At 59.7% G+C, this 22949-nt stretch carries 24 protein-coding genes and 1 pseudogene; 18 read left to right on the top strand and 7 right to left on the bottom strand.

What is annotated here, in order from left to right:
• Positions 1 to 36: 36 nt before the first annotated feature.
• Entirely contained in the window at positions 37 to 432 is a 396-nt protein-coding gene (locus G7066_RS00530) for a type II toxin-antitoxin system VapC family toxin (RefSeq protein WP_166328230.1), read from the bottom strand.
• Entirely contained in the window at positions 432 to 743 is a 312-nt protein-coding gene (locus tag G7066_RS00535) for a type II toxin-antitoxin system Phd/YefM family antitoxin (protein ID WP_166328232.1), read from the bottom strand. Before G7066_RS00535 ends, G7066_RS00530 begins: the two co-directional genes overlap by 1 nt.
• Positions 744 to 842: 99 nt before the next feature.
• On the opposite strand from G7066_RS00535, the gene G7066_RS17650 reads away from it, so the two are divergent.
• On the top strand, positions 843 to 1109 hold the full coding sequence (locus G7066_RS17650; protein WP_425280742.1) for a glycosyltransferase: 267 nt from the start codon (positions 843 to 845) through the stop codon (positions 1107 to 1109).
• Entirely contained in the window at positions 1052 to 2071 is a 1020-nt protein-coding gene (locus G7066_RS17180; protein WP_425280743.1) for a glycosyltransferase, read from the top strand. Before G7066_RS17650 ends, G7066_RS17180 begins: the two co-directional genes overlap by 58 nt.
• A gap of 4 nt (positions 2072 to 2075) precedes the next feature.
• On the opposite strand, the gene G7066_RS00545 is transcribed toward G7066_RS17180, so the two are convergent.
• Positions 2076 to 2834, bottom strand: coding sequence for a GntR family transcriptional regulator (locus G7066_RS00545; protein WP_166328234.1), 759 nt, complete (start codon positions 2832 to 2834; stop codon positions 2076 to 2078).
• A 160-nt stretch (positions 2835 to 2994) separates the two neighbouring features.
• Between G7066_RS00545 and iolC the strand changes: the two genes are divergently transcribed.
• The 7 genes from iolC to G7066_RS00580 all read left to right on the top strand — a co-directional run bounded on the left by iolC (position 2995) and on the right by G7066_RS00580 (position 10485).
• Positions 2995 to 3963: a 5-dehydro-2-deoxygluconokinase gene (iolC, locus tag G7066_RS00550; protein ID WP_166328236.1), complete on the top strand. Its 969-nt coding sequence runs from the start codon at positions 2995 to 2997 to the stop codon at positions 3961 to 3963.
• 1 nt (position 3964) lies between these two features.
• Positions 3965 to 4900 carry a Cgl0159 family (beta/alpha)8-fold protein gene (locus G7066_RS00555; protein WP_205881477.1) on the top strand — a complete coding sequence of 312 codons (936 nt, stop codon included), beginning with the start codon at positions 3965 to 3967 and terminating at the stop codon, positions 4898 to 4900.
• 20 nt (positions 4901 to 4920) lie between these two features.
• Entirely contained in the window at positions 4921 to 6429 is a 1509-nt protein-coding gene (locus G7066_RS00560; protein ID WP_166328238.1) for a CoA-acylating methylmalonate-semialdehyde dehydrogenase, read from the top strand.
• Positions 6430 to 6449: 20 nt separating this feature from the next.
• A complete protein-coding gene (gene iolB, locus G7066_RS00565) occupies positions 6450 to 7382 on the top strand; it encodes a 5-deoxy-glucuronate isomerase (protein WP_166328240.1) in 933 nt (310 codons plus the stop codon).
• Positions 7379 to 9313 carry a 3D-(3,5/4)-trihydroxycyclohexane-1,2-dione acylhydrolase (decyclizing) gene (gene iolD, locus G7066_RS00570; RefSeq protein WP_166328242.1) on the top strand — a complete coding sequence of 645 codons (1935 nt, stop codon included), beginning with the start codon at positions 7379 to 7381 and terminating at the stop codon, positions 9311 to 9313. Before iolB ends, iolD begins: the two co-directional genes overlap by 4 nt.
• A 607-nt stretch (positions 9314 to 9920) precedes the next feature.
• The gene (locus G7066_RS00575; protein WP_166328244.1) at positions 9921 to 10244 is read left to right on the top strand and encodes a hypothetical protein; all 324 of its coding nucleotides are present in this window, start codon (positions 9921 to 9923) and stop codon (positions 10242 to 10244) included.
• Position 10245: 1 nt separating this feature from the next.
• Complete coding sequence (locus G7066_RS00580) at positions 10246 to 10485, top strand: hypothetical protein (protein ID WP_166328246.1); 240 nt, start codon at positions 10246 to 10248, stop codon at positions 10483 to 10485.
• Positions 10486 to 10958: 473 nt separating this feature from the next.
• Here the strand turns inward: G7066_RS00580 and G7066_RS00585 are convergent, their stop codons facing one another.
• From G7066_RS00585 to G7066_RS15415, 3 genes and pseudogenes are all read right to left on the bottom strand, one after another.
• Entirely contained in the window at positions 10959 to 12689 is a 1731-nt protein-coding gene (locus G7066_RS00585) for a penicillin-binding transpeptidase domain-containing protein (RefSeq protein WP_244303107.1), read from the bottom strand.
• A gap of 110 nt (positions 12690 to 12799) precedes the next feature.
• Positions 12800 to 13371, bottom strand: a pseudogene (locus tag G7066_RS15410) (transglycosylase domain-containing protein); the annotation flags it as partial.
• Positions 13350 to 13502 (bottom strand): hypothetical protein, encoded by a 153-nt coding sequence (locus G7066_RS15415; RefSeq protein ID WP_244303108.1) that lies wholly within the window; start codon positions 13500 to 13502, stop codon positions 13350 to 13352. The gene G7066_RS15415 and the pseudogene G7066_RS15410, both read right to left, overlap by 22 nt.
• A gap of 84 nt (positions 13503 to 13586) precedes the next feature.
• Here G7066_RS15415 and G7066_RS16725 point away from each other — a divergent pair, with 84 nt between their 5' ends.
• From G7066_RS16725 to G7066_RS00610, 7 genes are all read left to right on the top strand, one after another.
• Positions 13587 to 13913 (top strand): LysR family transcriptional regulator, encoded by a 327-nt coding sequence (locus tag G7066_RS16725; RefSeq protein WP_205881478.1) that lies wholly within the window; start codon positions 13587 to 13589, stop codon positions 13911 to 13913.
• The gene (locus G7066_RS00590) at positions 13829 to 14434 is read left to right on the top strand and encodes a hypothetical protein (RefSeq protein ID WP_205881584.1); all 606 of its coding nucleotides are present in this window, start codon (positions 13829 to 13831) and stop codon (positions 14432 to 14434) included. Before G7066_RS16725 ends, G7066_RS00590 begins: the two co-directional genes overlap by 85 nt.
• Entirely contained in the window at positions 14427 to 14729 is a 303-nt protein-coding gene (locus G7066_RS00595) for a serine hydrolase (RefSeq protein ID WP_166328248.1), read from the top strand. Before G7066_RS00590 ends, G7066_RS00595 begins: the two co-directional genes overlap by 8 nt.
• Positions 14708 to 15199: a serine hydrolase gene (locus G7066_RS00600; RefSeq protein ID WP_166328250.1), complete on the top strand. Its 492-nt coding sequence runs from the start codon at positions 14708 to 14710 to the stop codon at positions 15197 to 15199. The genes G7066_RS00595 and G7066_RS00600 overlap by 22 nt, the downstream gene beginning before the upstream one ends.
• Entirely contained in the window at positions 15115 to 15339 is a 225-nt protein-coding gene (locus G7066_RS17655; protein WP_425280779.1) for a serine hydrolase, read from the top strand. The genes G7066_RS00600 and G7066_RS17655 overlap by 85 nt, the downstream gene beginning before the upstream one ends.
• A gap of 219 nt (positions 15340 to 15558) precedes the next feature.
• Positions 15559 to 19086, top strand: coding sequence for a DUF7507 domain-containing protein (locus G7066_RS00605; RefSeq protein WP_166328252.1), 3528 nt, complete (start codon positions 15559 to 15561; stop codon positions 19084 to 19086).
• A 2-nt stretch (positions 19087 to 19088) separates the two neighbouring features.
• Positions 19089 to 20192, top strand: coding sequence for a DUF7507 domain-containing protein (locus G7066_RS00610; RefSeq protein ID WP_425280780.1), 1104 nt, complete (start codon positions 19089 to 19091; stop codon positions 20190 to 20192).
• 274 nt (positions 20193 to 20466) lie between these two features.
• Here the strand turns inward: G7066_RS00610 and G7066_RS00615 are convergent, their stop codons facing one another.
• Complete coding sequence (locus G7066_RS00615) at positions 20467 to 21012, bottom strand: hypothetical protein (protein ID WP_166328256.1); 546 nt, start codon at positions 21010 to 21012, stop codon at positions 20467 to 20469.
• Between the two features lie 79 nt (positions 21013 to 21091).
• Here G7066_RS00615 and G7066_RS00620 point away from each other — a divergent pair, with 79 nt between their 5' ends.
• Together G7066_RS00620 and G7066_RS00625 are read left to right on the top strand one after the other, a co-directional pair.
• A complete protein-coding gene (locus G7066_RS00620; protein WP_166328258.1) occupies positions 21092 to 21571 on the top strand; it encodes a GNAT family N-acetyltransferase in 480 nt (159 codons plus the stop codon).
• Between the two features lie 189 nt (positions 21572 to 21760).
• Positions 21761 to 22684 (top strand): sugar phosphate isomerase/epimerase family protein, encoded by a 924-nt coding sequence (locus G7066_RS00625; protein ID WP_166328260.1) that lies wholly within the window; start codon positions 21761 to 21763, stop codon positions 22682 to 22684.
• Positions 22685 to 22949: the final 265 nt, after the last annotated feature.

The following is a 22949-nucleotide window of genomic DNA, read 5'->3' on the forward strand; positions in this document are numbered from 1 at the left end:
CCCTTGGGGTATGTGAACGGAAGAGTATCCATGGCTTCACTCATCAACGCTGATCGTTCGGATGCCAACGTTTCGGGCGGCCTCCGCGAGGCGGTTGTCGTAGGTGAGCATGCCGTCGAGCTGGCTGCCGAGGGCGAGCGCTGCGGCGAGGTGGATCGCGTCGAGCGAGCGGAGTTCGTGGGGTTCGAGGCGGCCTGCTTCCTCGTAAAGTGAAGGGTCGAGTCGCACGAACCCGCAGCGGCTGAGCATTTCACGAACCGAGGGAGTTTTGGATTTGTTTGCTCGCCGCACCGCGCGCGTAAACTCTGTGATCGTGAGATCGCTGGTCATGAGCCGAACTTCGGGTCGCTCTGACCAGGTGAGAAGAGCTTCATGCTCTGGTTCGGGCAATACGAACTTTACGAGGGCGGAGGTGTCGACGTAGACGAGCATTACAGGCGTTCCTCCTTGAGTTCTTCGAGAATCTGCTCCATGCTCAGCCCGCTTGTATTGCCCGTGGGGAGGCCTTGAGACGTGAGGTCATCGTCGAGCTCGTTGAGGCGGTTGCGAAAACCCTGGAGGCTGAGTGAGGGTGGCGTAATTTGCCCAGACTCAACCATCTCCTGATACTTGCTCGTGCGAAGTGGCACGATCCTGGCAACGGGACGACCGCGATCCGTGATCTCGATCGTCTCCCCTTTTGCCGCGCGCGCCACTACCTCGGAAGCATTCTGTTTTAAGGCCCTAATTCCTACTGCACTCATGTTCTACATTGTAGATCATTGGTTCGACCGTAGGGAAGGGCGAGATCTAACGAGTCTGTTCATTCGGCGGGTATCGGACACACACGATACGCTCGGTCTATGGATTTCCCCCCTTTGTCAGTCGGCTTTGTCATGGTGCACACCTCACCGCTCGACGTGCCGGGCACCAAAGACGCCGGGGGCATGAACGTTGTTGTCAGCGCGCAGGCCGACGCGCTTGCACGTGCGGGGCACCGGGTGTACATCTACACTCGGCGCTCAGACGAAGCCTTGCCCGAGCGCGTGGAGCTCCCCTCGGGGTCACCGTCGTGCATCTCAACGCCGGACCCGCGCGACTACTCGCAAAGGGTGAGCACGAGGGTGTGATCGAGGAGTTCGAGCGAGCGCTCGCCACAGAACTCACCCGCGAGCCGACACAGGTATTGCACGCCGAGCACTGGTTTTCTGGCATCGCTGCGCTTGCACCCGCGAGAGACGCCGGGATCCCGCTCGTGCAGAGCTACCATTCGATCGCGGCCGCACCCGAGACACCGCTCACCGAGGGGGAGCGCCCGGAGTCGCCCGGTCGTTTGGCGGGCGAGCGCCTGCTTGCCCACGAGGTAGACCTGGTGATCGCGGTAAGCGAGGCCGAGAGGCGCACGGTGCTGGAGCGCTTCGGTGCTGATCCTTCGCGTGTGAGCGTGGTGCCGCTCGGCGTTGACACTGAGCTATTCCACCCGCTCGAAGGTGGCGAGTGCGACGAACAGCGCGACTGGTTGGAGCACGGTGGGCGGCCCGAGGTGCTGGTGGTCGGTCGTTTGCATCCCCTGAAAGGGTTCGACCTCGCTATTGATGCGGTCGCGGCCATTCCCGAGGATGCTCGCCCCGTGCTCCGCATCGTGGGTGCTCCGCCGCCCGACGGTGACGACCATGCACGCGAGTTGCACGAGGCGGTCGCCAGGCACGGCATGATTGCCACGACGGCGTTCGACGGCGCCCTGCGCCGCGGTGAATTGGCAGAGAGGATCAGGCGCGCGACGATCCTGCTCGTTCCCTCGCACACGGAAACCTTCGGATTGGTGGCACTCGAAGCGTCCGCCTCCGGCATTCCAGTGATCGCGCGTGACACCGGTGGGCTGCGCGAGGCCGTTCTCGACGGCGAAACCGGGTTGCTGGTCTCGGGCGATAACCCCGCCGACTGGGCGCGGGCCATTGAGAAGCTCCTCGCGGATCCCGAACTGGCCGCCCGCATGGGCACGGCCGCTCGCGAGCACGCGCTCTCCACAAGCTGGGAGTCTTCGGCGGGGCACCTGCTTGAGGCCTATCGAGGCTTGCTCGCTTCGCGCTAGAGAGCTACTTCGCCACGAGCGTCGTTTCAAAGCGGTAAAGCTCGGGACGGTAGCAGTGATGACCGTACTCGATCGCCCTGCCCGAGTCGTCAAACGCAATACGCTCCATGGTCAGCAAGGGGCCGCCGCGGGATTCACCCAGCAAATCGGCCTCATCGGCGGTGGCGCGACGCGCGCTGATGGACTGGTTCGCGATGCGAATCGTCACGCCCCGAGCGCGCAGCAGCTGGTACAGCCCCTTCGATTTCAGGTCTGCCTCAATAATGTCGGTGAACTCCTTAGGCAGGTAGTTCTCGAGGATCGCCACCGGCACACCGTCCGTGCCGCGCAGACGGCGGATCCTCAGCACATCTGAACCAACCGCCACACTCAGTTTCTCGGCGACCTCTTCGGGGGCCGGGATCACCTCGTAGCTGAGCACCTCGGTGCTGGGTTCGTGATGGCCGTGTTTCAGATCTTCATAGAGGCTGGTGAGCTCAACCGGCCTGCTCACCTGGCCCTGCACAACCTGCGTGCCGATCCCGCGCCGCCGCACCAACAAGCCCTTGTCGACAAGTTCTTGAATCGCGCGCCGCACGGTGGGTCGCGAAAGGCCGAGTCGTTCACCAATAGAAATTTCGTTTTCGAGACGTGATCCGGTTGGGATTGTGCCACTGCGGATCGCCTGCTCAAGCCGACTGGATACCTGGTAATACAGTGGCACGGGGCCAGTGCGATCGAGATCGGTGAAGAGCTCGTCCGGCCAGACTGGGGTCACACTCACGGGGTCCTCTTCCTGCACGCCTCGTCGATGCGGCTATGTACCGACAATAATACGTCTAGTGGGTGCGCTTCCAATCACCAGATTGTGATATTGTTAGGACATATTGGCTTGAGGGTGCGCCGGTGGTGGTGCCAAGGCTTTGAGAGGCGACGATTGCACTATGACTGACGGTACAGTGGCTGATCACACGACGTTCGACGTTCTGGCGTTTGGCCGACTCGGCGTTGATGTGTACCCCCTGCAAGACGGGGTTGGGCTTGAAGACGTTGAAACGTTTGGCAAGTACCTGGGTGGGAGCGCGGCGAATGTGGCCGTGGCGGCCGCGAAGTACACCCACTCAAGCGCACTGATTTCGCGTGTGGGTAATGATCCCTTCGGACGCTACCTGCTGCGCGAACTCGACAGACTCGGGGTGGATCCGCGCTACGTCGGCACCGATCCCGAGTATCCAACGCCCGTCACGTTCTGCGAGATCTTTCCGCCCGATGACTTCCCGCTCTACTTCTACCGCAAACCGAAAGCCCCCGATCTGCAGGTTGCGCAGACCGAGGTTGACCTGCAGGCTGTGCGCGACGCAAAGATCTTCTGGTTCACACTGACCGGCCTGAGCGAGGAGCCCAGCCGCGCGGCACACCACACGGCGCTTGAGGCCCGCGCGGGCAAACAGCACACTATCTTTGATCTCGATTATCGCCCGATGTTCTGGGCCAACCCGGCCGAAGCAACCGCCGAGGTGGCACACGCCATCGAGCACGTCACGGTCGCGGTCGGCAACAAAGAGGAGTGCGAGGTTGCCGTCGGTGAGACCGAGCCGATGCGCGCCGCCGATGCACTGCTGGAGCGTGGCGTCGAGCTTGCGATCGTGAAGCAGGGGCCAAAGGGTGTACTCGCCAAGACGCGCGACGAGGCCATCGAGGTTCCGCCCCACTTTGTCGACGTGATTAATGGACTGGGATCGGGCGACGCTTTTGGCGGCGCACTCTGTCACGGTCTGCTTGAGGGTTGGAATCTTGAGCGGATCCTGCGCTTTGCAAACGTCGCCGGGGCGATTGTCGCAACCCGTCGCGAGTGCTCCACTGCTATGCCCAATGCTTCGGAGGTCGAAGCGATCCTACAGAAGGGTGCGTGATATGACCGTGGCTCACGTTCCAACCGCTTCCGACTTCGCCGAACTGCGCCGCATGCGCGCAGAAAACCCCGAGGCGATCGCCCAGGCGCTCGCCGGCCGTCGCCGTCGCCGGGTACTTGAGGGCGATGGTCGCCTCTTTATTGTGGCGGCGGATCACCCCGCACGCGGTGCGATCGCGGTGGGATCGAACGCGACCGCGATGGCCAATCGTTACGAGTTGCTTGAGCGCATGGCGCTTGCCCTTTCGCGGCCTGGTGTTGACGGTGTGCTGGGCACCCCCGACATCATCGACGACCTCGCGGCTCTCGGCCTACTCGACGACAAGATCGTTGTGGGATCCATGAACCGCGGTGGCTTGCGGGGAGCGTCTTTCGAACTTGACGATCGCTACACCGCGTACAGCGTCGACTCGATGGTGCGCGACGGCCTCGACTTTGCCAAGACGCTGATCCGGGTGGATCTCGATGACGCTGGCACGGCATCTACCCTTGAGGCGACAGCCCGCGCCGTTGACGCTGCTGCTGCGGCAAAACTGCCCATCATGCTGGAGCCCTTTATGAGCAGCCGGGTCGGCGCGGTTGACGGAGGCGGTGGTCGTGTTGTGAACGATCTCTCGGCCGAGGCCGTGATCCTGTCGACCGCGATCGCTTCGGGTCTTGGCAACTCCAGCGCCTACACCTGGATGAAGCTGCCCGTGGTGCCCGAGATGGAACGCGTGATGGAGGCGACCACCATGCCGACGTTGCTGCTCGGCGGTGACAACGGCGGTGATCCCGACGACATTTTCAGTTCGTGGCAAAACGCCCTGGCACTGCCGGGAGTGCGCGGTCTCACTGTTGGCCGCACCCTGCTCTACCCCGCGGACGGAGATGTTGCTGCTGCGGTTGACACCGCTGCCCGACTCGTTCACCCTGGGCTTGGGTCTTCAGCCTCTTAACCGTAGATAAGGACAACATTATGACAACTACCCCCGTCATCCCCCATTGGATCAATGGTGCCCGCCGCGAGTCCACCAGTGGAAACACCGCGCCCGTGTACAACCCCGCGACCGGTGAGGTGCGCGCGCAGGTTGCGTTGGCCAATGAGGCCGAGATTGCCGAGGCGATTGAGTCGGCCCGGCGCGGGTTTGAAATCTGGAGCGAGTTCTCTATCGCGAAGCGCCAGACGATCCTCTTCAAGTTCCGCGAGTTGCTGAACGCACGTAAGGGTGAACTCGCCGGGATCATCACCGCCGAGCACGGCAAGGTGCTCTCGGATGCCATGGGCGAGATTCTGCGCGGCCAGGAGGTTGTGGAGCTCGCGACAGGCTTCCCGCACCTCATCAAGGGAGCGTTCTCAGAGAACGCCTCGACCGGCATCGATGTCTACTCGATCAAGCAGCCCATCGGGGTTGCGGCCGTCATCTCTCCCTTCAATTTCCCGGCAATGGTGCCGATGTGGTTCTTCCCGATCGCGATCGCCGCGGGCAACGCGGTCATCGTGAAGCCGAGCGAAAAGGATCCCTCCGCTTCGCTGTGGATGGCCGAGCTGTGGAAGGAAGCCGGTCTGCCCGAAGGTGTCTTCACCGTGCTCAACGGTGACAAGCTCGCCGTTGATGGCCTGCTCACCTCGCCCGATATTGCCTCGGTTTCCTTCGTCGGCTCGACCCCGACCGCGCAGTACATCTACGAGACCGCCTCGAAGCACGGCAAGCGCGTGCAGGCACTCGGCGGCGCGAAGAACCACATGCTCGTGCTGCCCGACGCGGATCTCGACCTTGTCGCAGACCAGGCGATCAACGCGGGCTACGGTGCCGCGGGTGAGCGCTGCATGGCGATCTCGGTTGTGCTCGCGGTCGAGCCTGTTGCTGACGAGTTGATCGAAAAGATCAAGGAGCGCATTTCGGGGCTTCGGATCGGCAACGGCGCTTCGACACCCGAGCCCGACATGGGGCCGCTCATCACCGACGTGCACCGCGACAAGGTCACGGGGTACATCGATATTGCCGAGGCCGATGGCGCGACCATCGTGGTTGACGGTCGCAACTTCAAGGTCGAGGGCCACGAAGAGGGCTTCTTCGTTGGGCCGACCCTCATCGACAACATCCCCACCACCTCGCGCGCCTACACCGAGGAGATCTTCGGGCCTGTGCTCGAGATTGTGCGCGTCAAGACCTTCGAAGAGGGTGTTGAACTCATCAACTCGGGTGCGTTCGGCAACGGCACCGCAATCTTCACGAACGACGGAGGGGCCGCGCGCCGCTTCCAGCACGAGATTCAGGTTGGCATGATCGGCATCAACGTGCCGATTCCCGTACCCGTTGCGTACCACTCCTTCGGCGGATGGAAGGCCTCACTGTTCGGCGACGCGAAGGCGTACGGCGTGCACGGCTTCGAGTTCTTCACACGCGAGAAGGCCATCACGAGCCGCTGGCTTGATCCCGCGACGCACGGCGGCATCAACCTCGGCTTCCCGCAGAACGACTAGTAGTTCCGAGAGGGGAACACATGACTGAGCAACGCTGGTTCCACCGCCGCGGCGAACTTGCCGAGGCGGGCTGGGAAACCGTCGTCGACGAGCGTACTCCCGGCTGGGAGCACACCGGTATTCGAGTGGGCAGACTTGAATCTGGGACCTCACTCGCTCTCGAAGGCACCGGCGTTGAGCGGTTGGTGGTTCCCCTTTCGGGATCATTCTCGATCACTCGAATCGAGGACGGTGTTGAGACCGTCACCGAGTTAAACGGTCGCGCCTCGGTGTTCGATGGCCCGACTGATGTGATGTATCTCTCGGCTGCCACAACCGGCAAGGTCACCGCGACCGGACCCGGTGATAGCCGATTCTTGGTTGCCACCTCACCAACCGATATCGTGCGGCCAAGCGTCTACATGCCGGTCGAAGAAGTTCCCGTTGAACTGCGTGGCGCGGGCGCTTCGAGTCGCCAGGTGCACAACTTTGGCCGCAAGGAATCACTCGATGCAGCCCGCTTCATTGTGGTCGAGGTGATCACCCCGGCAGAGAACTGGTCGTCGTATCCTCCCCACAAGCACGATGTGCACACGCCGGGCCACGAGTCCGAACTTGAAGAGATCTACTACTTCGAGGTTGCGCCAACGCGCGACGCCCCGGCAGGCGTCAGCGAAGAGCACGCCTTCGGCATGTTCAGCACCTACTCCTCGCCCGCGGGCGACATCGACATCGACGCCCGCGTATTCACCGGTGACGTCGCGCTCGTGCCTTTCGGCTACCACGGCCCCGCCGTCGCGGCTCCGGGCTACGACATGTACTACCTCAATGTGATGGCCGGGCCCGATCCCGAACGAAGCTGGCTGATCAGCGACGACCCCGCGCACGGTTGGGTGCGCGACACCTGGAATGACCAGCAGCTGGACCCCCGACTCCCATTCACGGCCGACAACGCAACGGAGGATGCAGAATGACCACACGGCGGATGACCGTCAGCCAGGCCCTCGTAGAGTTTCTGGCGAACCAGTGGACCGTGGATCGCGACGGCGAGGGCCGCGAGATTCGCGAGCGCACGATTCCGGGCATGTTCGGCATCTTCGGCCACGGAAATGTGGCGGGCATCGGGCAGGCGCTGAAGCAGGCAAACGTTGAGGATCCTGCCCTCATGCCCTATTACCAGGCCCGCAACGAGCAGGCGATGGTGCACCAGTCGGTCGGGTACGCGCGCATGCGCCGCCGCCGCGGCACCTATGCCTCGGCCGCGTCAGTTGGCCCCGGTGCTGCAAACATGCTGACCGGTGCCGCGCTCGCTACTACCAACCGCCTGCCAGCACTGCTGCTGGCGAGTGACACCTTCGCGACGCGCGTGGCTGATCCCGTGCTGCAGCAGCTGGAGCAGCCACACGACATCGGGCTGACCGTCAACGATGCGTTCCGGCCCGTCTCCAAGTTTTTCGATCGCGTACAGCGCCCCGAGCAGCTGTATTCGATTGCGCTCGCCGCGATGCGTGTGCTGACCGATCCTGCTGAGACCGGTGCCGTCACCATCGCGCTGCCCGAGGATGTGCAGGCCGAGGCGCTCGACGTGCCCGTTGAGTTTTTGCAGCCGCGTGAGTGGCGGATCCGAAGGCCACTGCCCGAGCGTGACGCGCTCGCCGCGGCTGTCGAGGCGCTTCGCTCGGCGGAGCGGCCCCTGATTGTGGCTGGTGGTGGAGTGCTGTACTCGGAGGCCGAGACCCAGTTGCGCGCGTTTGTGGAGGCGACCGGTATTCCGGTCGGTTCGTCGCAGGCCGGTGGTGGGGTGCTCGATTGGGATCACCCGCAGTACCTCGGCGGAATCGGTGCGACGGGAACGCTCGCTGCCAACCGACTCGCGGCGGAGGCCGATGTGGTGATCGGGATCGGCACGCGCTACAGTGACTTCACCACGGCCTCGCGCACGGCGTTCAAGAACCCCGATGTTCGTTTTGTGAACATCAACGTCGCCTCGTTTGACGCGTACAAGCACGGCACGCAGCTTCCGGTTGTTGCCGATGCGCGTGAGACCTTGGTTGCGCTGCTTGAGGTGGCTTCGGGTGATCCCGAACTGCGGGTTTCTGAGTCGTATGCTTCACAGATCGCCTCCGAGAAGGCGTCGTGGGATGCGTCGGTTAATGAGGCGTTCGCTCCTTCTGGGCTCGCACTGCCCGGTCAGCCCGAGATTATTGGTGCGGTGCAGCGATCCTCGGCCCCCGAAGACGTGATTGTGCAGGCCGCGGGATCACTGCCCGGAGACCTGCACAAACTGTGGCGCGTGCGCGATCCGCTCGGTTATCACGTCGAGTACGCCTTCTCGTGCATGGGGTACGAGATCGCGGGTGGACTCGGCGCGAAGCGCGGGCTGCTCGCGGCGGGTGATGATCGCGACGTGATCGTGATGGTGGGTGACGGCTCGTATCTGATGCTCAACACTGAGCTGGTGACCGCCGTTGCCGAGGGCATCAAACTGATTGTTGTGCTGGTGCAAAACCACGGCTACGCCTCGATTGGGCACCTGTCGGAGACTGTTGGTTCTGAACGGTTCGGAACAAAGTATCGCTCGTATGACGCTGCCGCGCGCAATTTCCAGGGTAATCAAGTGCTACCCGTCGACCTCGCGATGAACGCGCGCAGCTACGGCATGGACGTGATTGAGGTTGCCCCGGGCGCCTCGGCGATTGCTGATCTTGAGGCGGCTATTGCTGTTGCCAAAGCCTCGGATCGGGCGACATTCATCCACATCAACAGTGACCCGCTCATCTACGCACCGGACGGCGCTGGCTGGTGGGATGTGCCTGTGGCCGAAACCTCGACGCTCGACTCGACTCGTCGTGCCCGTGCCGAGTACGAGGTGCAAGTTCAGGAGCAGAGGTCGCTGTTGGGTTAGACCCCTCTGTTATCCTGCGTGCGTGAAATGCTCGAAAGGAAGAGCGTCAGCTTTCCGTGCATTTCGCGCTGGGCCACTGCCCCAGGAGAATCGCTGGATCTAGATACCTCGAGACCGGATATCCGCAAAGCTAGCTTTGTCCGACGCGAGAGCTATCTTCGACGCATGGAGCAGCCTAACTAGAGCGGAAACCAACTTCGGCGATTAGGCGAGCGACTCCGAGAGAGTACTGAGTCCGACGGCGATGCGCTGAGCTATGACGCCGTAAGGCGGCACTACTCGGAGGTTGCGGCCGAGGTACAGGAACGGATTGGATCTCACGATTGGCAGCCTGTGCTTGGGAACAGCAGGTTTGCAGTAACTTCCCGCGCAAAAACCATTGATACAGTGCGCGAGAAGTTACAGCGAGATCGTGCGACCCCACTCTCTCGAGTGCAAGACCTGGCCGGTGTTCGGTTTGAGCAGAAATGTCGTTGTCGCAACAGCAAGTGGTTGCCGAAACAATCTCGAGTATGTTCGGTGCTGATCTGTCTGAGTCACTGCATAACTTGCGAGAGCATCCGAATTCTGGGTATCGAGCTCTCCATGTGTGGTTCAATCTTCCACAGTGGTGGAGGCACAGGTGAGGACTCATCTGCAGGGTGCGTGGGCGAACCTGTACGAAGAGGCCGGTGACTACTTTGGGCGTGATATTCGTTATGGCGGCGTTCCAGTGAACCCTCGAACTGCCAAGATTGTTGTAGGACTGAGGTACTTGTCTTTGGAAAGAATTGCTCAGATGGAGCAGATTCGTGACTCGATCTACCAGAGCCAAAATTTCTCGGGGGAGGTCGCGTCTAAGCAATTGCGCGAAGCCGAAGGAAGCCTCATTCCAGATCTGAAGGGGCTTCAAATTCAGTTGCGTACACTGGTGAAAGTGAGGAAGCACTGAAATGACCGGGTTCTTGATTGAGTACCATCGACCGACGGGCGACTGGAGCGTGCAGGAGTTTCCTGGAGCCTCCGGTCGGGCAGAAGCTTTGGAAGCGAGCTTTCGTATGGAGAAGCGTCGCGTGAATTCTGACTACGAAATCGCGGTGTTGACAACTGACTCGATTGAAACGCTGCGCAGTACGCATTCCCGCTATTTCAGCGGCAGCGAGCAGCAGCCAGGTTTCTCGGAGGCTGCTTAGTAGCGCACCCTCACCCACCCACGCAGTCATCACTGCCCGAAAAACAAGGGCTGTAATTACTTGGGAGCGGAGTTTGCTCGGGGCCGGAGTGAACCTGTCTTGAGGCACGACAAAAAGCACTGCCGCCGCCAATAGGGCGATAGCAACTACAATACTCGACACGATCAGGCCCGGTCGGCGGCGTATCACCGCAATCACCAGGGCTGCCGCGACTGATACGCAGCCGAGGGAGACCGTCCAAACGTAGCGGGATTCTTGAACCGCGGTAATGGTTGGCACCGACCCATCCAGCCTCCAATAGGCCTCAAGAAGCTGATAGTACAGGGCGGGTATAAAGAGAAAGCCAACAAACATGAGTGTGAGCGATACGGCGTCGATGAGTGCAAACCGCCGTTTGGGCTGAGGCATCGGTCTGTCCTCTCTCGCGAATGATGGCTCGTTTGGCACGGGCAGCGGTGTTCCGATGGGACCCGCTACCTGCACGCTAACGTAACGGTGTCGCTCTTTCTTGTCGAGGTACCGGGCACCGGCGTGACCGCGCTAACTTTTTCCGCCGCGCACTCCTTTGGCACCGAAATATCCACAAAACCCGCGTCTCGAAGCCTCGAGGCTGCTTTTTTGCCGAACTCACCAACAACATCGGGAACGGTTGCAAGTGTGGCACCGCTCCGAAAGATCTTGACCGCCGACCCGGCCGGAGCACTAGTACCAGCAGCGGGGGAGGTTTCGGTAACGAGTCCCTCGGCCAAGAGTGAATCGGTTTCACCACCGTCTTCGACGGTGAACCCGGCGGCTTTCAGGAGCTTGGTTGCACTCGCGACGTCTTGACCGGTTGTGTCCGGTACATCTTGGGCCACCACTCTGAGTGCGACACTAGATGGTTCAGCAAACGGGTCGCCCCCGTACTTTTGGTCTGCGGCATTCATAATTGCCGGCCAGATCGACTGGTCTGCTGCCATGAGCCCTCCCCATCCGCCAAAGTTCATGGTCGATACGTTCCCGGTTACGTTGCCGACCCAGACTGCGGTTGTCACCTTGCTACTGCCGCCAATAGTCCAGTTGTCTTTTACGTCGTCGGTGGTGCCCGTTTTCGCGAAGTGAGGCACTCCAGACGACGACCGAGCGTGACTCGCGACTCCCCGATTCACGGCGTTCTGCAGCACGTAGGTCACTCCCGCCGCCACTTCGGGTGAGACGGCCTGCGAGCATTTGGAGCGGGTGAAGGGCACGTCCTTTCCATCTGGTGATTTGATCGCATCGATTGGCACCGGAGTGCACAGTTTTCCTCCGTTCGCGAACGCCGCGAACGCCGCTGCCATGGTGATCGGTGCGATCTCGTCCGTTCCTGCATAAATTGTCGAGGGCAGGATCGCTAAGTCTCTCGTGCCGTAGTTGTTTTGGCTTTCGTTAAAGTTCTGTTCCGTAGCCCGATGAAGTCCGAGTTTTTGTGCCGTATCGAAGGTGTCGCACAGGTCGAGTTGCTGCTGCATGGAAACAAGGCCACCGTTGAGTGATTGCTCCATCGCGTACTCGACTGTTTGGGAGCCGGCTTGGCGACCTTGATCGTTTTGAAAGGTCCAGTTGCCATAACCGTAAATGCCTTCATCGAGGCAGCGGGCAGAAAAGTTTTGAAACTGTTCGGTTCGTCCGTTGGTGTTGACGATTTCCTTTACAGATCTGCCGGAACGAAGCCATTCAGCCAAAGTGATTGCTTTGAAGGTGGAGCCGACTTGAAACCCACCCGACCCGCCGTATTCGAAATCGGTGTTGTAGTTGATTCCGGTGTACTCATTCCCGAGTTTTGCGACCTCTGGATCCGCGGTGAAGAACCGATTCTGGATCATTGTGAGCACTCGACCCGTTCCGGGTTCCACGCTGACTGCCGCACTACCGATATCGATGCCGTCCATCACGGCCGGTACGTTCGCACGCATTGCATTGATACCCGACTCTTGAAGGTCGAGGTCAATGCTGGTGTAAATGTCAAAGCCACCGCGCTGAAAGTTAAACTGTCGTTCTTTCGTGGAATCGCCGAAGTTGGGATCGTTGAGAATGTAACGCTGAACGTAGTCGCAAAAATATCCGAGGTTTCGCCGCGCTTCTGCGATGTCGCAGCCGACCGGGCGCTCGGTAATGCTCGGCACGACTTCCGTCCCGATGGCAGCGTCGTAGTCAGCCTGTGTGATCTTTCCGTGTGCGAGCATCGATCCGAGGATCTTGTTTCGTCGATCACGATTCGCGCCGAGGTTCTCGGGGTATCAATTTGCAACTTGGACGGGTTGTTTACGATCGCAACTAGGCTCGCTGCTTCAGGAAGAGACACGTCCTTCGCGCTTTTCCCAAAGTAGTACTGAGCGGCAGACTCAATGCCGTACACCTGACGTCCAAAGAGTGCGATATTGAGGTATCCCAAGAGAATCTCGTCCTTAGAGTATTGCTTTTCGATCGCGATCGCGTAGCGCATCTCCTGCAGCTTGCGGTCAAGATCCTGCCGCATGGCATTCTTATAGGCCGCGTTGCGAGCGTCGTCGTCGACCTCAGCTTCAGCTTCTTGCACGAGTACATTTCGTACATACTGCATGGTGATTGTTGAGGCCCCGAAAGGTTCTGCCCGGTTGAGTTCTGCAGCACCGCCCGCCCAGTAGCTAACAGGTCAACCCCACCGTGGGAGTAGAAGCGTGGATCTTCTTCTGCTACCGCAGCATCTTTCACGAACTGAGAGACCTCGTCCCACTCGATAGTTTCCCGATTCTGTGAGAAAAAGGTGGCGACTTCGACGCTCTCACCGTTCTGTTGGGCATAGATGGTCGAGGGCTCGGCGAGTTGACCCGGATTCAGGTAGTCCGGAAGTGATTCAAACACGTCTACTGCTGACCTGGCAGCCATGCCCCAACTGCAACCACGGGTGTGATGGCGGCGGTCACAAGAATTCCGGCGACCATGCTCAGTGCGAGGGCGCCGAGAAGGCCTCCGAGCACACCTCGAAGTTTGTCGCGATCGTTCGTTGCTGTCTGCATAGGAACATCATTCTGGACGCGTTTTCATATGTCCAATATGCTAATGAGACCTACGTGTGCATGTTCTAGATATGGCGGTGATGAATGGATCTGTTACGGCACTTACATCTCTTCGATGCGGTGGCTGAAACGGGTCATTTTGGGCGGGCTGCGGAGGAGGTAGGAATGGCCCAACCTCCTTTGTCGCAGGCAATCAAGCGACTTGAGAAGGAGCTGGGTTGTCGCCTGTTCGACCGGACACCTAGAGGGCCGAACTCACCGTTGCAGGAAACCTGGTGCGCGAGGAGGCGAAACGAGTACGGGCTGACGTTGAGAGGCTCCGTGCGGTGGCTCTGTCGCAGAGGTCTCAAGTGCTGGAGTTGCTTGTGGATCCAGGGTTTCCGGAGTCGTGGAGCGGAGCACTCGTGCTAGGAGCTGCCAAGGCTGGTGTGGATCTGCGTGTGCTTTCGGTCTCAACTGAGGAAGCACTCATGAAAGTGCGATCCCAGGGCGCGCTTGCGATCGTGATGGCACCGGTGCGTACCCAGCAACTTCGTACATCTGCCCCGTTGAGATGCGGAGTGTGGGAAACCAGGGTCGTCTCGCCGTTGGTGTCGCCGTCAACCGCGCTTGTGCATCCCTGTCCCCCGGCGGGAGCGTTCAGGGCAATTCGTGATGATCTTCGCGCTCATGGCATGATCGGTCCCTTCTCTTCGGCTGACCGACTTGGCGCGATTGGGGGACTTGGCACCGGAAAGCTCACGAGGTCGATCAGTATCGGCCCACCCGCATGGCCGACGGAACTCGATGCGGTTGTCGAAACAGCAGAAATCCCCGCACTAGAGGTCAGTGTTGTGTTCCAGTTCGTCCTCAGCAGAGATACCCGAGATCCTGAGAAACACTTTGCTTGGGACGTGCTCGAATCAATTGACCTGGGACAGGAACATGGTTGAGCCTCGCGAGCGCAGCAGCGCCTGGGCTGCTATCACGTTGTCTGCGGTACTCGAGGTGGCCGACACACTCGGCATAGATCTCGCTTTCGTCGCGCGCGCGGTTGACGGTAGCGGTCCTGTAATCCAACACCAAGAGCGCCTTCTTTGGCCGGGCGCTTCACTGTATAAAGTTCTTGCGGCTGTGGCGCTGTACCGCAAGGAGGAAGCAAACCTTTCGGCACCCGTGAGGGTTGGCCCGGAGAGTCGGGTAGCTGGGGAGCCGGACTCTCGCTCATGGAGGATCCCGTCACCCTGACTTGGCGCGAATTGATGCGGTGGATGCTGGTTGGATCAGATAACACTTCTGCCGCGGTCATCATGCAGCACATTGGTGAGCACGCTGTTGACGCTGTGGCCAGGGATGCTGGGATGACGGCAACGCGAATCGCTCACTCGGCCGACACCGTGAGGGACGCCGTGGAGGCGGCACGGGCCGGCACGTTGTCGGCCGGATTCTCAGGACGTGATCTCGACGACGATCTGATTGCATTTGCTCAAGAGGATCGTGTTCTCGGCTCTGTCACTACCGCAGAGGATCAAGTTGCGCTACTCAGCGCACTGTGGAGTGGCGGATTGCTCAATCAGGCCGGCACGCGCATGGTTTGCGCCATGATGCAGCAAAAACTGTCACACCACAGAATATCTCGAACCTTTGGCTACCCGGGGTTCAGGTCGCGGGAAAGACCGGATCTTGGGGTCCTTTTCGGCACGATAGTGCGGTTGTGACGCACTCAGGCGAACCCCCGGTCGCGGTGAGCATACTTACGAGGTCAATGGACTTTGATCGTGTTATTCCGGCAATTGACGACGGGATCGGTGAGATGGCGGCGATGCTCGTTGACTGTGTTCGAGCCCAGACATGGTGACTCTACCTATTGCACCTGAGACCTACTGGCAGAAGCGGTTGTTCAGAATGATTGGCTCTTCTGAGAGCGGTGGGCATAGCTCCGAATCGCACGCATGGCTTACGACTACCCCGCAATCTGATTCCAGTCGAGGCCTTTCGCAAGGGCGGGTGATATGCAAAGATCAGGGCTATGACACAGAGTAGTGTAAGCCCAGGGCATTGGCGTCGGCGCGTTTCAATGGCTTCTGTGGTCGCGCTCGTCTCGGCAACGGTGGTCATTGGTGCCGTTCAACCTGCTGAAGCGGTTGGAACCGTCTTGTTGAACGAGACATTTACGGGGGCATCGGTCGCAGATTCCCGGGCCGTCGCTCTTAATGATGCCTGTCTGACCGGGGCGACACTTGGGTCTGCCCCACCGGTAGGGGAATCCAATTTGAGCGACTGCCAGGGTCACACAAACGGAACTCCCACCCCGGGAGTAACTCCTGGCTGGCTGCAGTTGACGGACGTGGCACAGAATCGGGCCGGTGGCATGGTGTTCGACAGGGCGCTTCCGTCCCGTGCCGGACTGGTCGTGGAGTTTGATCAAGCTCAATACGGAGGAAGTGGCGCAGACGGAATTGGCTTCTTCCTCACAGACGGCTCACGGGTCCTCTCTTCGCTCGGCACAACGGGCGGTGGGCTCGGTTACGCACAGAACGACTCACTCCCCGGAGTAGACGGAGGCTATCTCGGCGTTGGACTCGATGCATGGGGGAACTTCGTCAATAATGGTGCTGGCAAAGGTGCCGGATGTGCGGTCCCCTCTCCGATTCCCTCTGCTACCGTCCGCAACACCGTCGCACTGCGTGGTCCCGGTGATGGCATGTTTGGCTACTGTTACCTCACCTCAACAGCTGTCGCTCCGTCTGGTCCATCCACTCTGCCCGGATCGTTGCGGAATGCGACCGGTCCTGACGCCGCGGTTCGTAACACTCGCGTCACGGTATCTCCCGATGTTTACCCCACCGTGACGGTAGAAATTGACTTCGATGGTGGACGTGATTCTTACCAGACGATCGCGGTCTACACCATGGCTGACGCAGCTCCTCCCACGTACAAATTTGGGTTCGCTGGCTCAACAGGGAGCATTACAGATGTTCATCTCATTCGCAATGTGGTGATTACCACCGTCGAGGCGTTGGGTGAGATTGAATTAACGAAACAGATCGATCGAACCACACCGCAACCCTCGAGTTACGGGTTTGGTGAAACCATTCCTTATCAGTTCGTGGTGACAAACTCTGGGTTGGAGGCAATCGACAGTGTTGTTGTGACTGACCCCCTCATTTCAAACGTGTCCTGCCCTTCCAGCACGCTGGGACCTTCGGGCGGTCCTGATGCATCGATGGTCTGTACAGGGAGCCACGTGGTCACTGGGCCGGAATCAGTGCAACAGTATTTAACAAACACGGCCACAGTTACTGCGGACTCCCCTGCTGTGGGTACGGTGACAGACACGTCGTCGGTCTCAGTCAGCATTACTGAGTCGCAACCCCGGCTCTCAATTGTCAAGTCAGCCCTTCTCGACGACACAAATTCAAACGGATCGGCGGATATTGGAGAAACGCTTGCGTATACCTTCGAACTGTCGAACACTGGAAATGTGCCGCTCACAGGGGTGAGTGTCAGTGATCCGCTTGCGGGTGCGGTGATGTGCCCGGCGACAGTTCTTGCTGTTGGGGCAGCCATGACCTGTGCTGCTGACAATCCATACACGGTAACGGAGGCAGATGTACTAGCTGGTGAAGTCACGAACACCGCTACGGGTAACGCCTCACCGCCATCTGGAGTACCGGCGATCACGCCCCCCACGGACACGGTCACTACCCCAACGGTTGCGGCCGGTGGAACCCTGACGCTTGTAAAGTCTGCTTCCCTGAACGATGTCAATGGAAATGGTGGGGCAGATGCGGGAGAAACAATCGACTATACGTTTGCGCTAACCAACACTGGGAACGTGACTCTGACTGACGTGACTGTTAGCGATCCGTTGGCTGGATCAGTCACTTGTCTCGCTACATTGTTGGCGCCCGGGGCCTCCACAACCTGCGCTGCTGTTTCCGCCTACACCGTGACGGAAGCAGACCTGCTCGCAGGTGGTGTTGTGAACACGGCGACGGCAAACGCCACGACGCCCCCTGGGGTCCCTGCGATCGTTCCGGCCACGGACTCGGTGCGAGTGGGAACCGCATTACCAACCGCAGCGATGAGCCTTCGCAAAGTAGCGACTCTAGCCGACAGTAGTGGAAACGGTCTCGCAGAGCCCGGAGAGACGATTGCCTACTCATTCGTGCTGACAAACCTCGGGAACACAACGCTTTCTGATGTGGGTGTCTCAGATCCAAAAGCTGGCCCGGTGACATGCCCCGTCACAGTGTTGGCACCGGGCGCTTCTACAACCTGCACGGCGGACAGTTCTTACGTGGTCACTGAGGCCGATGTGATCGGTATTGGCGTGGTCAACACAGCGACGGGAAATGCTACCCCTCCTGTTGGAGTTGCTTTCACGCCGCCAACTGACACTGTAGCTACCCCGACTCCTCCAGCAGCTAGTGGACTCGCCATGCGGAAAACTGCGTTGCTGAACGACACAAACGCCAACGATGTTGCTGACGTCGGGGAAACGATCGACTATTCGTTTCTTGTCACGAATACCGGAAACCTGACCCTCACAAGTGTGAGCGTGACTGACCCGATGATTGGACTGGTGACCTGTCCCGTTACCACGTTGGCTCCTGGAGAAAGTGTGACCTGTACCTCAGACGCGCCTTATACCGTGGTGAACGCAGACCTGCTTGCCGGTGGTATTCAAAATACCGCGACGGCAACGGGCACACCACCTCCCGGAGGTCCGGGAGTGACACCGCCGGAAGAAATTGTTACGGTGCCGACTTCTCTGCCAGGGGCGGGATTGTCGCTCACGAAAGATGACACGATTAATGATGTTAATGGCAACGGATTGGCGGATGTTGGTGAAACCATCGCATACACTTTCACGTTGCTTAATACGGGCACACTTAGCCTAACCGGCCTCACGGTTGACGATCCGAAAGTGGGATCTGTTACCTGCCCGGCTGCCCCGCTCCTGCCTGGTGCAACTGCGACTTGTACCGCTGACGCGCCCTATACCGTCACCGAAGAAGATTTGATAGCAGGGGGTGTCACTAATGTGGCGACCGCGGACGCGACGCCACCGCCAAACGTCGGGTTTCCTCCCCCGACCGACACCATCACCACACCAACCCCTGCCGTTCAGGCGGGGCTGTCAATCGTGAAGACAGCGAATCTTGTTGATGCGAATGGCAATGGGTTGGCCGATATAGGTGAAGCAATCGACTACTCTTTTCTAGTCAGCAATATCGGCAACGTGACGATTACCGGGGTAAACGTTGCGGACCCGGATGCCGGGTCAGTGAGTTGTCCCGCGACAACGCTCGCGCCGGGTGACAGTACAACCTGTACGGCAGATGCTCCTTACATCACCACTGAGTCTGACATTATCAGCCGCACCGTCGACAACTTAGCGACAGCAAACGGCAACCCGCCAGATGGAGTCGCACCTATTCTGCCGCCGACAGGAACATCGCAGACGCAAACCGCGGCGCCAGCACCGGCGATGAGCCTGGCTAAATCGGCAAGTCTCAACGATGCTAATGGCAATGGCTGGGGGATCTCGGCGAAACAATCGACTACTCATTCCTTCTTACCAACACAGGAAACCTGACGCTGACCGGTGTCGGAGTGAATGATCCAAAAGCGGGCAACGTGACCTGTGCGGCAACGACGCTTCCGCTTACAGCCTCCACCACCTGCACATCTGACAATTCCTACGTTATTACCGAGGCAGACCTGATCGCCGGTGGCGCCACTAACGTCGCCACCGGGCAAGGAACACCTCCTGTCGGTACGCCATCCTTGGTGCCGCCCACTGACCAGATTACGACGCCTACGGCGCCGCCTATTGCCTCGATTGCATTGACGAAATCCGCGTCACTGAATGACGGTAACGGTAACGGTGTGGCCGACCTTGGCGAAACTGTTGTCTACCGTTTTGTCGTTACGAACACAGGCACGGTGTCCGCGACTGGCATTGAGGTCGAAGATCCAAAGGTGGGACGCGTAGCATGTGTCGACACAACGTTGGCTCCAGGCGCTAAGACCAACTGTACAGCGGGCCTTTACACAGTCACAGAAGCCGACATTCTCGCCGAAAATCTAGTGAACACGGCCACTGTCACTGCTACACCAGCCGGTGGTCTCGTGCTTGATCCAGACGATCCCGCCGCAACGGACACAACGACAACACCCACAGGCCTCCCGCTGTCGGCAATGACCATGACAAAAGAAGCCAAGGTCAGCGATGCCAACGGTAACGGTTATGTAGATGTTGGTGAGCAAATTGACTACACGCTGACCCTTGTGAACATCGGCAATGTGTCCCTCACCGACCTCAAGGTCACTGATCCTTTGGCTGGGCCTGTGAGTTGTCCGACTAATGTGCTGAGACCCGGTGCGACCATAGTGTGCAGCGCACCGACATACACGGCAACAGCAGCTGATATTGCGCAGGGGAGTGTGCTTAATGTGGCCACGGCAACGGCTAGTGTTCCCGAGGGAGTCCCACCACTTGACCCGGTGGTGAGCACGCTCGCGCTATCGGCGCCGCCTCTGACGTTCCCCGGGTCTGAAGGGCCTCCGCCCGCGAGGCTGCCGCAGACGGGAACAACGCTCATGGCGGCCCTCCTCTTGTCTGTCACTGTCCTCGTCCTTGGTTTTGCTTTGCAGGCCCGGAGGATTCGGGGCGTGGGGCGATACTACTGGGCTGCATAACCTTGTAGTTGATCCGATCGTTCGCAGCAACCCGGGTAGACATGTTCTGTGCCAACCAGCTCTCGGGCACGGTGACGGGTGCGAGCTCCTACTTCCGCAGCAGAAACTGTCACACCATAGATTTACTTGAACCTTGGTTACTCAGGGGTTCAGGTCGCGGGAAAGACCGGATCCTGAGGTCCTTTTCGACACGATAGTGCGGTTGTGGACCACTCCGGCGACCCCCCAGACGCGGTGATGTTTGCATCCCAAGGCTACCGGTGAAGGCTCTGATTCAGAGCGGGTAGCCGTACCTGATCAAGAAGATGGTTGCCGAGATAAGAGCAAATGCGAGGAAAGTTAGGGCGATCCAGGGGCATGCCCACCGGCTCGTCGGGTAGTCGCCCCTTTTGAGAGTGGGCAGCATGAGAGTGAGCCCAGCGACCTGAACGAGAGTCAGTGCCAGATAAGACCAGTCTTCAAATACCCAAGCTAGGGGTATGAAATGCAACGCAACACACAGCCCAATCCACCAGCCGTACCACCTCTTCTGTTTGCGGCGCGCCAGGATAATGCAGCCACCGCCGATGAGGACGGCCTCGATCAAGACGATGAGGCCGAATATCCAGTAGCGCCCCTCAAGCGCGGTTGATGTCGCCCAGTTGCGCCACACAAGGATCCCGAATGCTGTTGCGGTTAAGAACCCAACGACTGAACCAGTACCGAGCCATCCTCGGAGATTGGGCTTGGGGCTCTCCTGTGACCACCCGAACCACCCAGCGGCCATCAAGCCTAGCCAAGCGATAGCAAACGCCTGATCCCTCAAAAACTCTGTAAACATAATTTGCTCATACTACTGCCTTGATGTTTGGTTTTTAAACATCAAGTTGGGTACAGGGTTCGGGTATTACATTGGGAGTATGCCCACAAGACACCTGACTGTTGCCGATCGAACTGTGCTTGAACGCGCAACCTTTGAGAACGTGAATCGAGTGAGTGAGCGTTTCACGCTTGAAGATGTTCGGTCTCGGAGGGAGTTTAGCCACTATTTTGATGCATGGCCGGGTGGGTCTGACTTCGGCTTAGCCGAGGTGGACAGCGAAGGTCGGATCCTCGGCGTGGCCTGGTTGACCTTCTTTGACGAGGGTGAACCTGGCTACGGATTTGTCAGTGTCGATGTGCCCGAGCTCAGTGTCTGGGTTGATGGGGAGTTTCGTGGCCGTGGGATTGGCGCGGACCTCATTCGTAGCGTGATCCGCGAGGCCCAAACGCGACACCTAGAAAGCCTGAGCCTCAGCGTCGAAGAGGGCAATCCCGCGCGCGGTCTCTACGAGCGTCTTGGGTTTCGGCACGCTGGGCCGGGTTTTGACGAGGGCACCCTGCTCTTGCCTCTTCCTTGACGTTGTGTGAGCGCACAGCAACCCTGTGCGTCGCCAAAAGGTTGATCCGCGCTCACGCGAGAGGCGGATTCTGAACCCCGCCGAGCCAGCTGTGGTATTTGCAAGTATGGCCTATTGTCCTATCAATTATTGGCTACACTGAGAATCAGATACCGTCGACGCGGTCGTCGACAGAGAGGTTCGACCAACATGAGCACGCTCCCCACGAGTAACCCCGGTCTCCGCATCGGCACCGCTCCCGATTCGTGGGGCGTCTGGTTTCCCGATGACCCCAAGCAGGTGCCGTGGCAGCGCTTTCTCGATGAGGTCGTCGAGGCTGGCTACGAGTGGATCGAGCTCGGCCCCTACGGGTACCTGCCGACCGACGCACACGAACTCGAAGACGAACTCGGCAAGCGCGGCCTGAAGCTCTCGGCGGGCACGGTCTTCACGGGATTCCACAAGGGTGAGGATCAGTGGCAGCGCGCCTGGGATCAGGCGCTGAAGGTTGCCGGTCTCGCCTCAAAACTCGGTGCCGAGCACCTGGTTGTGATCCCGGACCTGTGGCGCAGCGACGCAACGAGCGAGCAACTCGAGCCGCGTACACTCACCGACGAACAATGGACAAAGCTCGGCGCAGGCCACGACCGCCTCGGCAAGGCGCTGCTCGAGCAGTTCGGCATGAAGCAGCAGTTCCACTCGCACGCCGACAGCCACATTGGCACGACCCGCGAGGTGCTGCGCTTTCTCGACGAGACCGACCCGCGCTACACAAACCTCTGCCTCGATACCGGCCACTTCGCCTACTACGGCGGCGACAACGTCAAGCTCATTGAGGATCGCCCGGAGCGTATCGGCTACCTGCACCTGAAGCAGGTGGATCCGACGCTGCTGTTCGACGTGCTCAAGAATGACCAGCCGTTCGCCGAGGCCGTCGCCGATGGCATCATGATCGAGCCGCCGAATGGGATCCCGGACCTTGCCCCGGTCATTGAGGCCGTCGCCAAGATTGATCCCGACATCTTCGCGATCGTCGAGCAAGACATGTACGGCTGCGATATCGATAGGCCATTCCCGATTGCCAAGCGCACGCGCGAGCACATCTTTGAGTGCACGCATTTCGCCAGGAGGTGAGGAACCTAACGGTACGTATTGCGTTGGATTCGACGCCCTACAACGACTCGGTGCACCTGCCCGACTTTCCCGACCTCGTGACGCGGCTGGGGTATGAGTATTTACAGCTCACCCTGAGCCCCGACACCCCATGCGAGAGCGCAAAATTACATGAATGTCCGCGGGAAATCATGTAATTTTGCAATCTCGCTGAGGGTCTGAGGGTCTGAGGGTCTGAGGGTCTGAGGGTCTGAGGGCCTGGGCTGAGGGCTTCACTCCACCTCAA

It is taken from the genome of Leucobacter coleopterorum, assembly GCF_011382985.1.
Taxonomy (GTDB): Bacteria; Actinomycetota; Actinomycetes; order Actinomycetales; family Microbacteriaceae; genus Leucobacter; species Leucobacter coleopterorum.

Coding starts and splice junctions, on each gene's coding strand:
- G7066_RS00625 (WP_166328260.1), top strand. CDS start 21,761: ATGAGCACGCTCCCCACGAGTAACCCCGGTCTCCGCATCGGCACCGCT.
- G7066_RS00580 (WP_166328246.1), top strand. CDS start 10,246: ATGACCGGGTTCTTGATTGAGTACCATCGACCGACGGGCGACTGGAGC.
- iolD (WP_166328242.1), top strand. CDS start 7,379: ATGACCACACGGCGGATGACCGTCAGCCAGGCCCTCGTAGAGTTTCTG.
- G7066_RS00615 (WP_166328256.1), bottom strand. CDS start 21,012: ATGTTTACAGAGTTTTTGAGGGATCAGGCGTTTGCTATCGCTTGGCTA.
- G7066_RS00605 (WP_166328252.1), top strand. CDS start 15,559: ATGGCTTCTGTGGTCGCGCTCGTCTCGGCAACGGTGGTCATTGGTGCC.
- G7066_RS16725 (WP_205881478.1), top strand. CDS start 13,587: ATGGATCTGTTACGGCACTTACATCTCTTCGATGCGGTGGCTGAAACG.
- G7066_RS00600 (WP_166328250.1), top strand. CDS start 14,708: ATGGAGGATCCCGTCACCCTGACTTGGCGCGAATTGATGCGGTGGATG.
- G7066_RS15415 (WP_244303108.1), bottom strand. CDS start 13,502: ATGCAGACAGCAACGAACGATCGCGACAAACTTCGAGGTGTGCTCGGA.
- G7066_RS00620 (WP_166328258.1), top strand. CDS start 21,092: ATGCCCACAAGACACCTGACTGTTGCCGATCGAACTGTGCTTGAACGC.
- G7066_RS00555 (WP_205881477.1), top strand. CDS start 3,965: ATGACCGTGGCTCACGTTCCAACCGCTTCCGACTTCGCCGAACTGCGC.
- G7066_RS00595 (WP_166328248.1), top strand. CDS start 14,427: ATGGTTGAGCCTCGCGAGCGCAGCAGCGCCTGGGCTGCTATCACGTTG.
- iolB (WP_166328240.1), top strand. CDS start 6,450: ATGACTGAGCAACGCTGGTTCCACCGCCGCGGCGAACTTGCCGAGGCG.
- G7066_RS00535 (WP_166328232.1), bottom strand. CDS start 743: ATGAGTGCAGTAGGAATTAGGGCCTTAAAACAGAATGCTTCCGAGGTA.
- G7066_RS00560 (WP_166328238.1), top strand. CDS start 4,921: ATGACAACTACCCCCGTCATCCCCCATTGGATCAATGGTGCCCGCCGC.
- G7066_RS00585 (WP_244303107.1), bottom strand. CDS start 12,689: ATGCTCGCACACGGAAAGATCACACAGGCTGACTACGACGCTGCCATC.
- G7066_RS00530 (WP_166328230.1), bottom strand. CDS start 432: ATGCTCGTCTACGTCGACACCTCCGCCCTCGTAAAGTTCGTATTGCCC.
- iolC (WP_166328236.1), top strand. CDS start 2,995: ATGACTGACGGTACAGTGGCTGATCACACGACGTTCGACGTTCTGGCG.
- G7066_RS17650 (WP_425280742.1), top strand. CDS start 843: ATGGATTTCCCCCCTTTGTCAGTCGGCTTTGTCATGGTGCACACCTCA.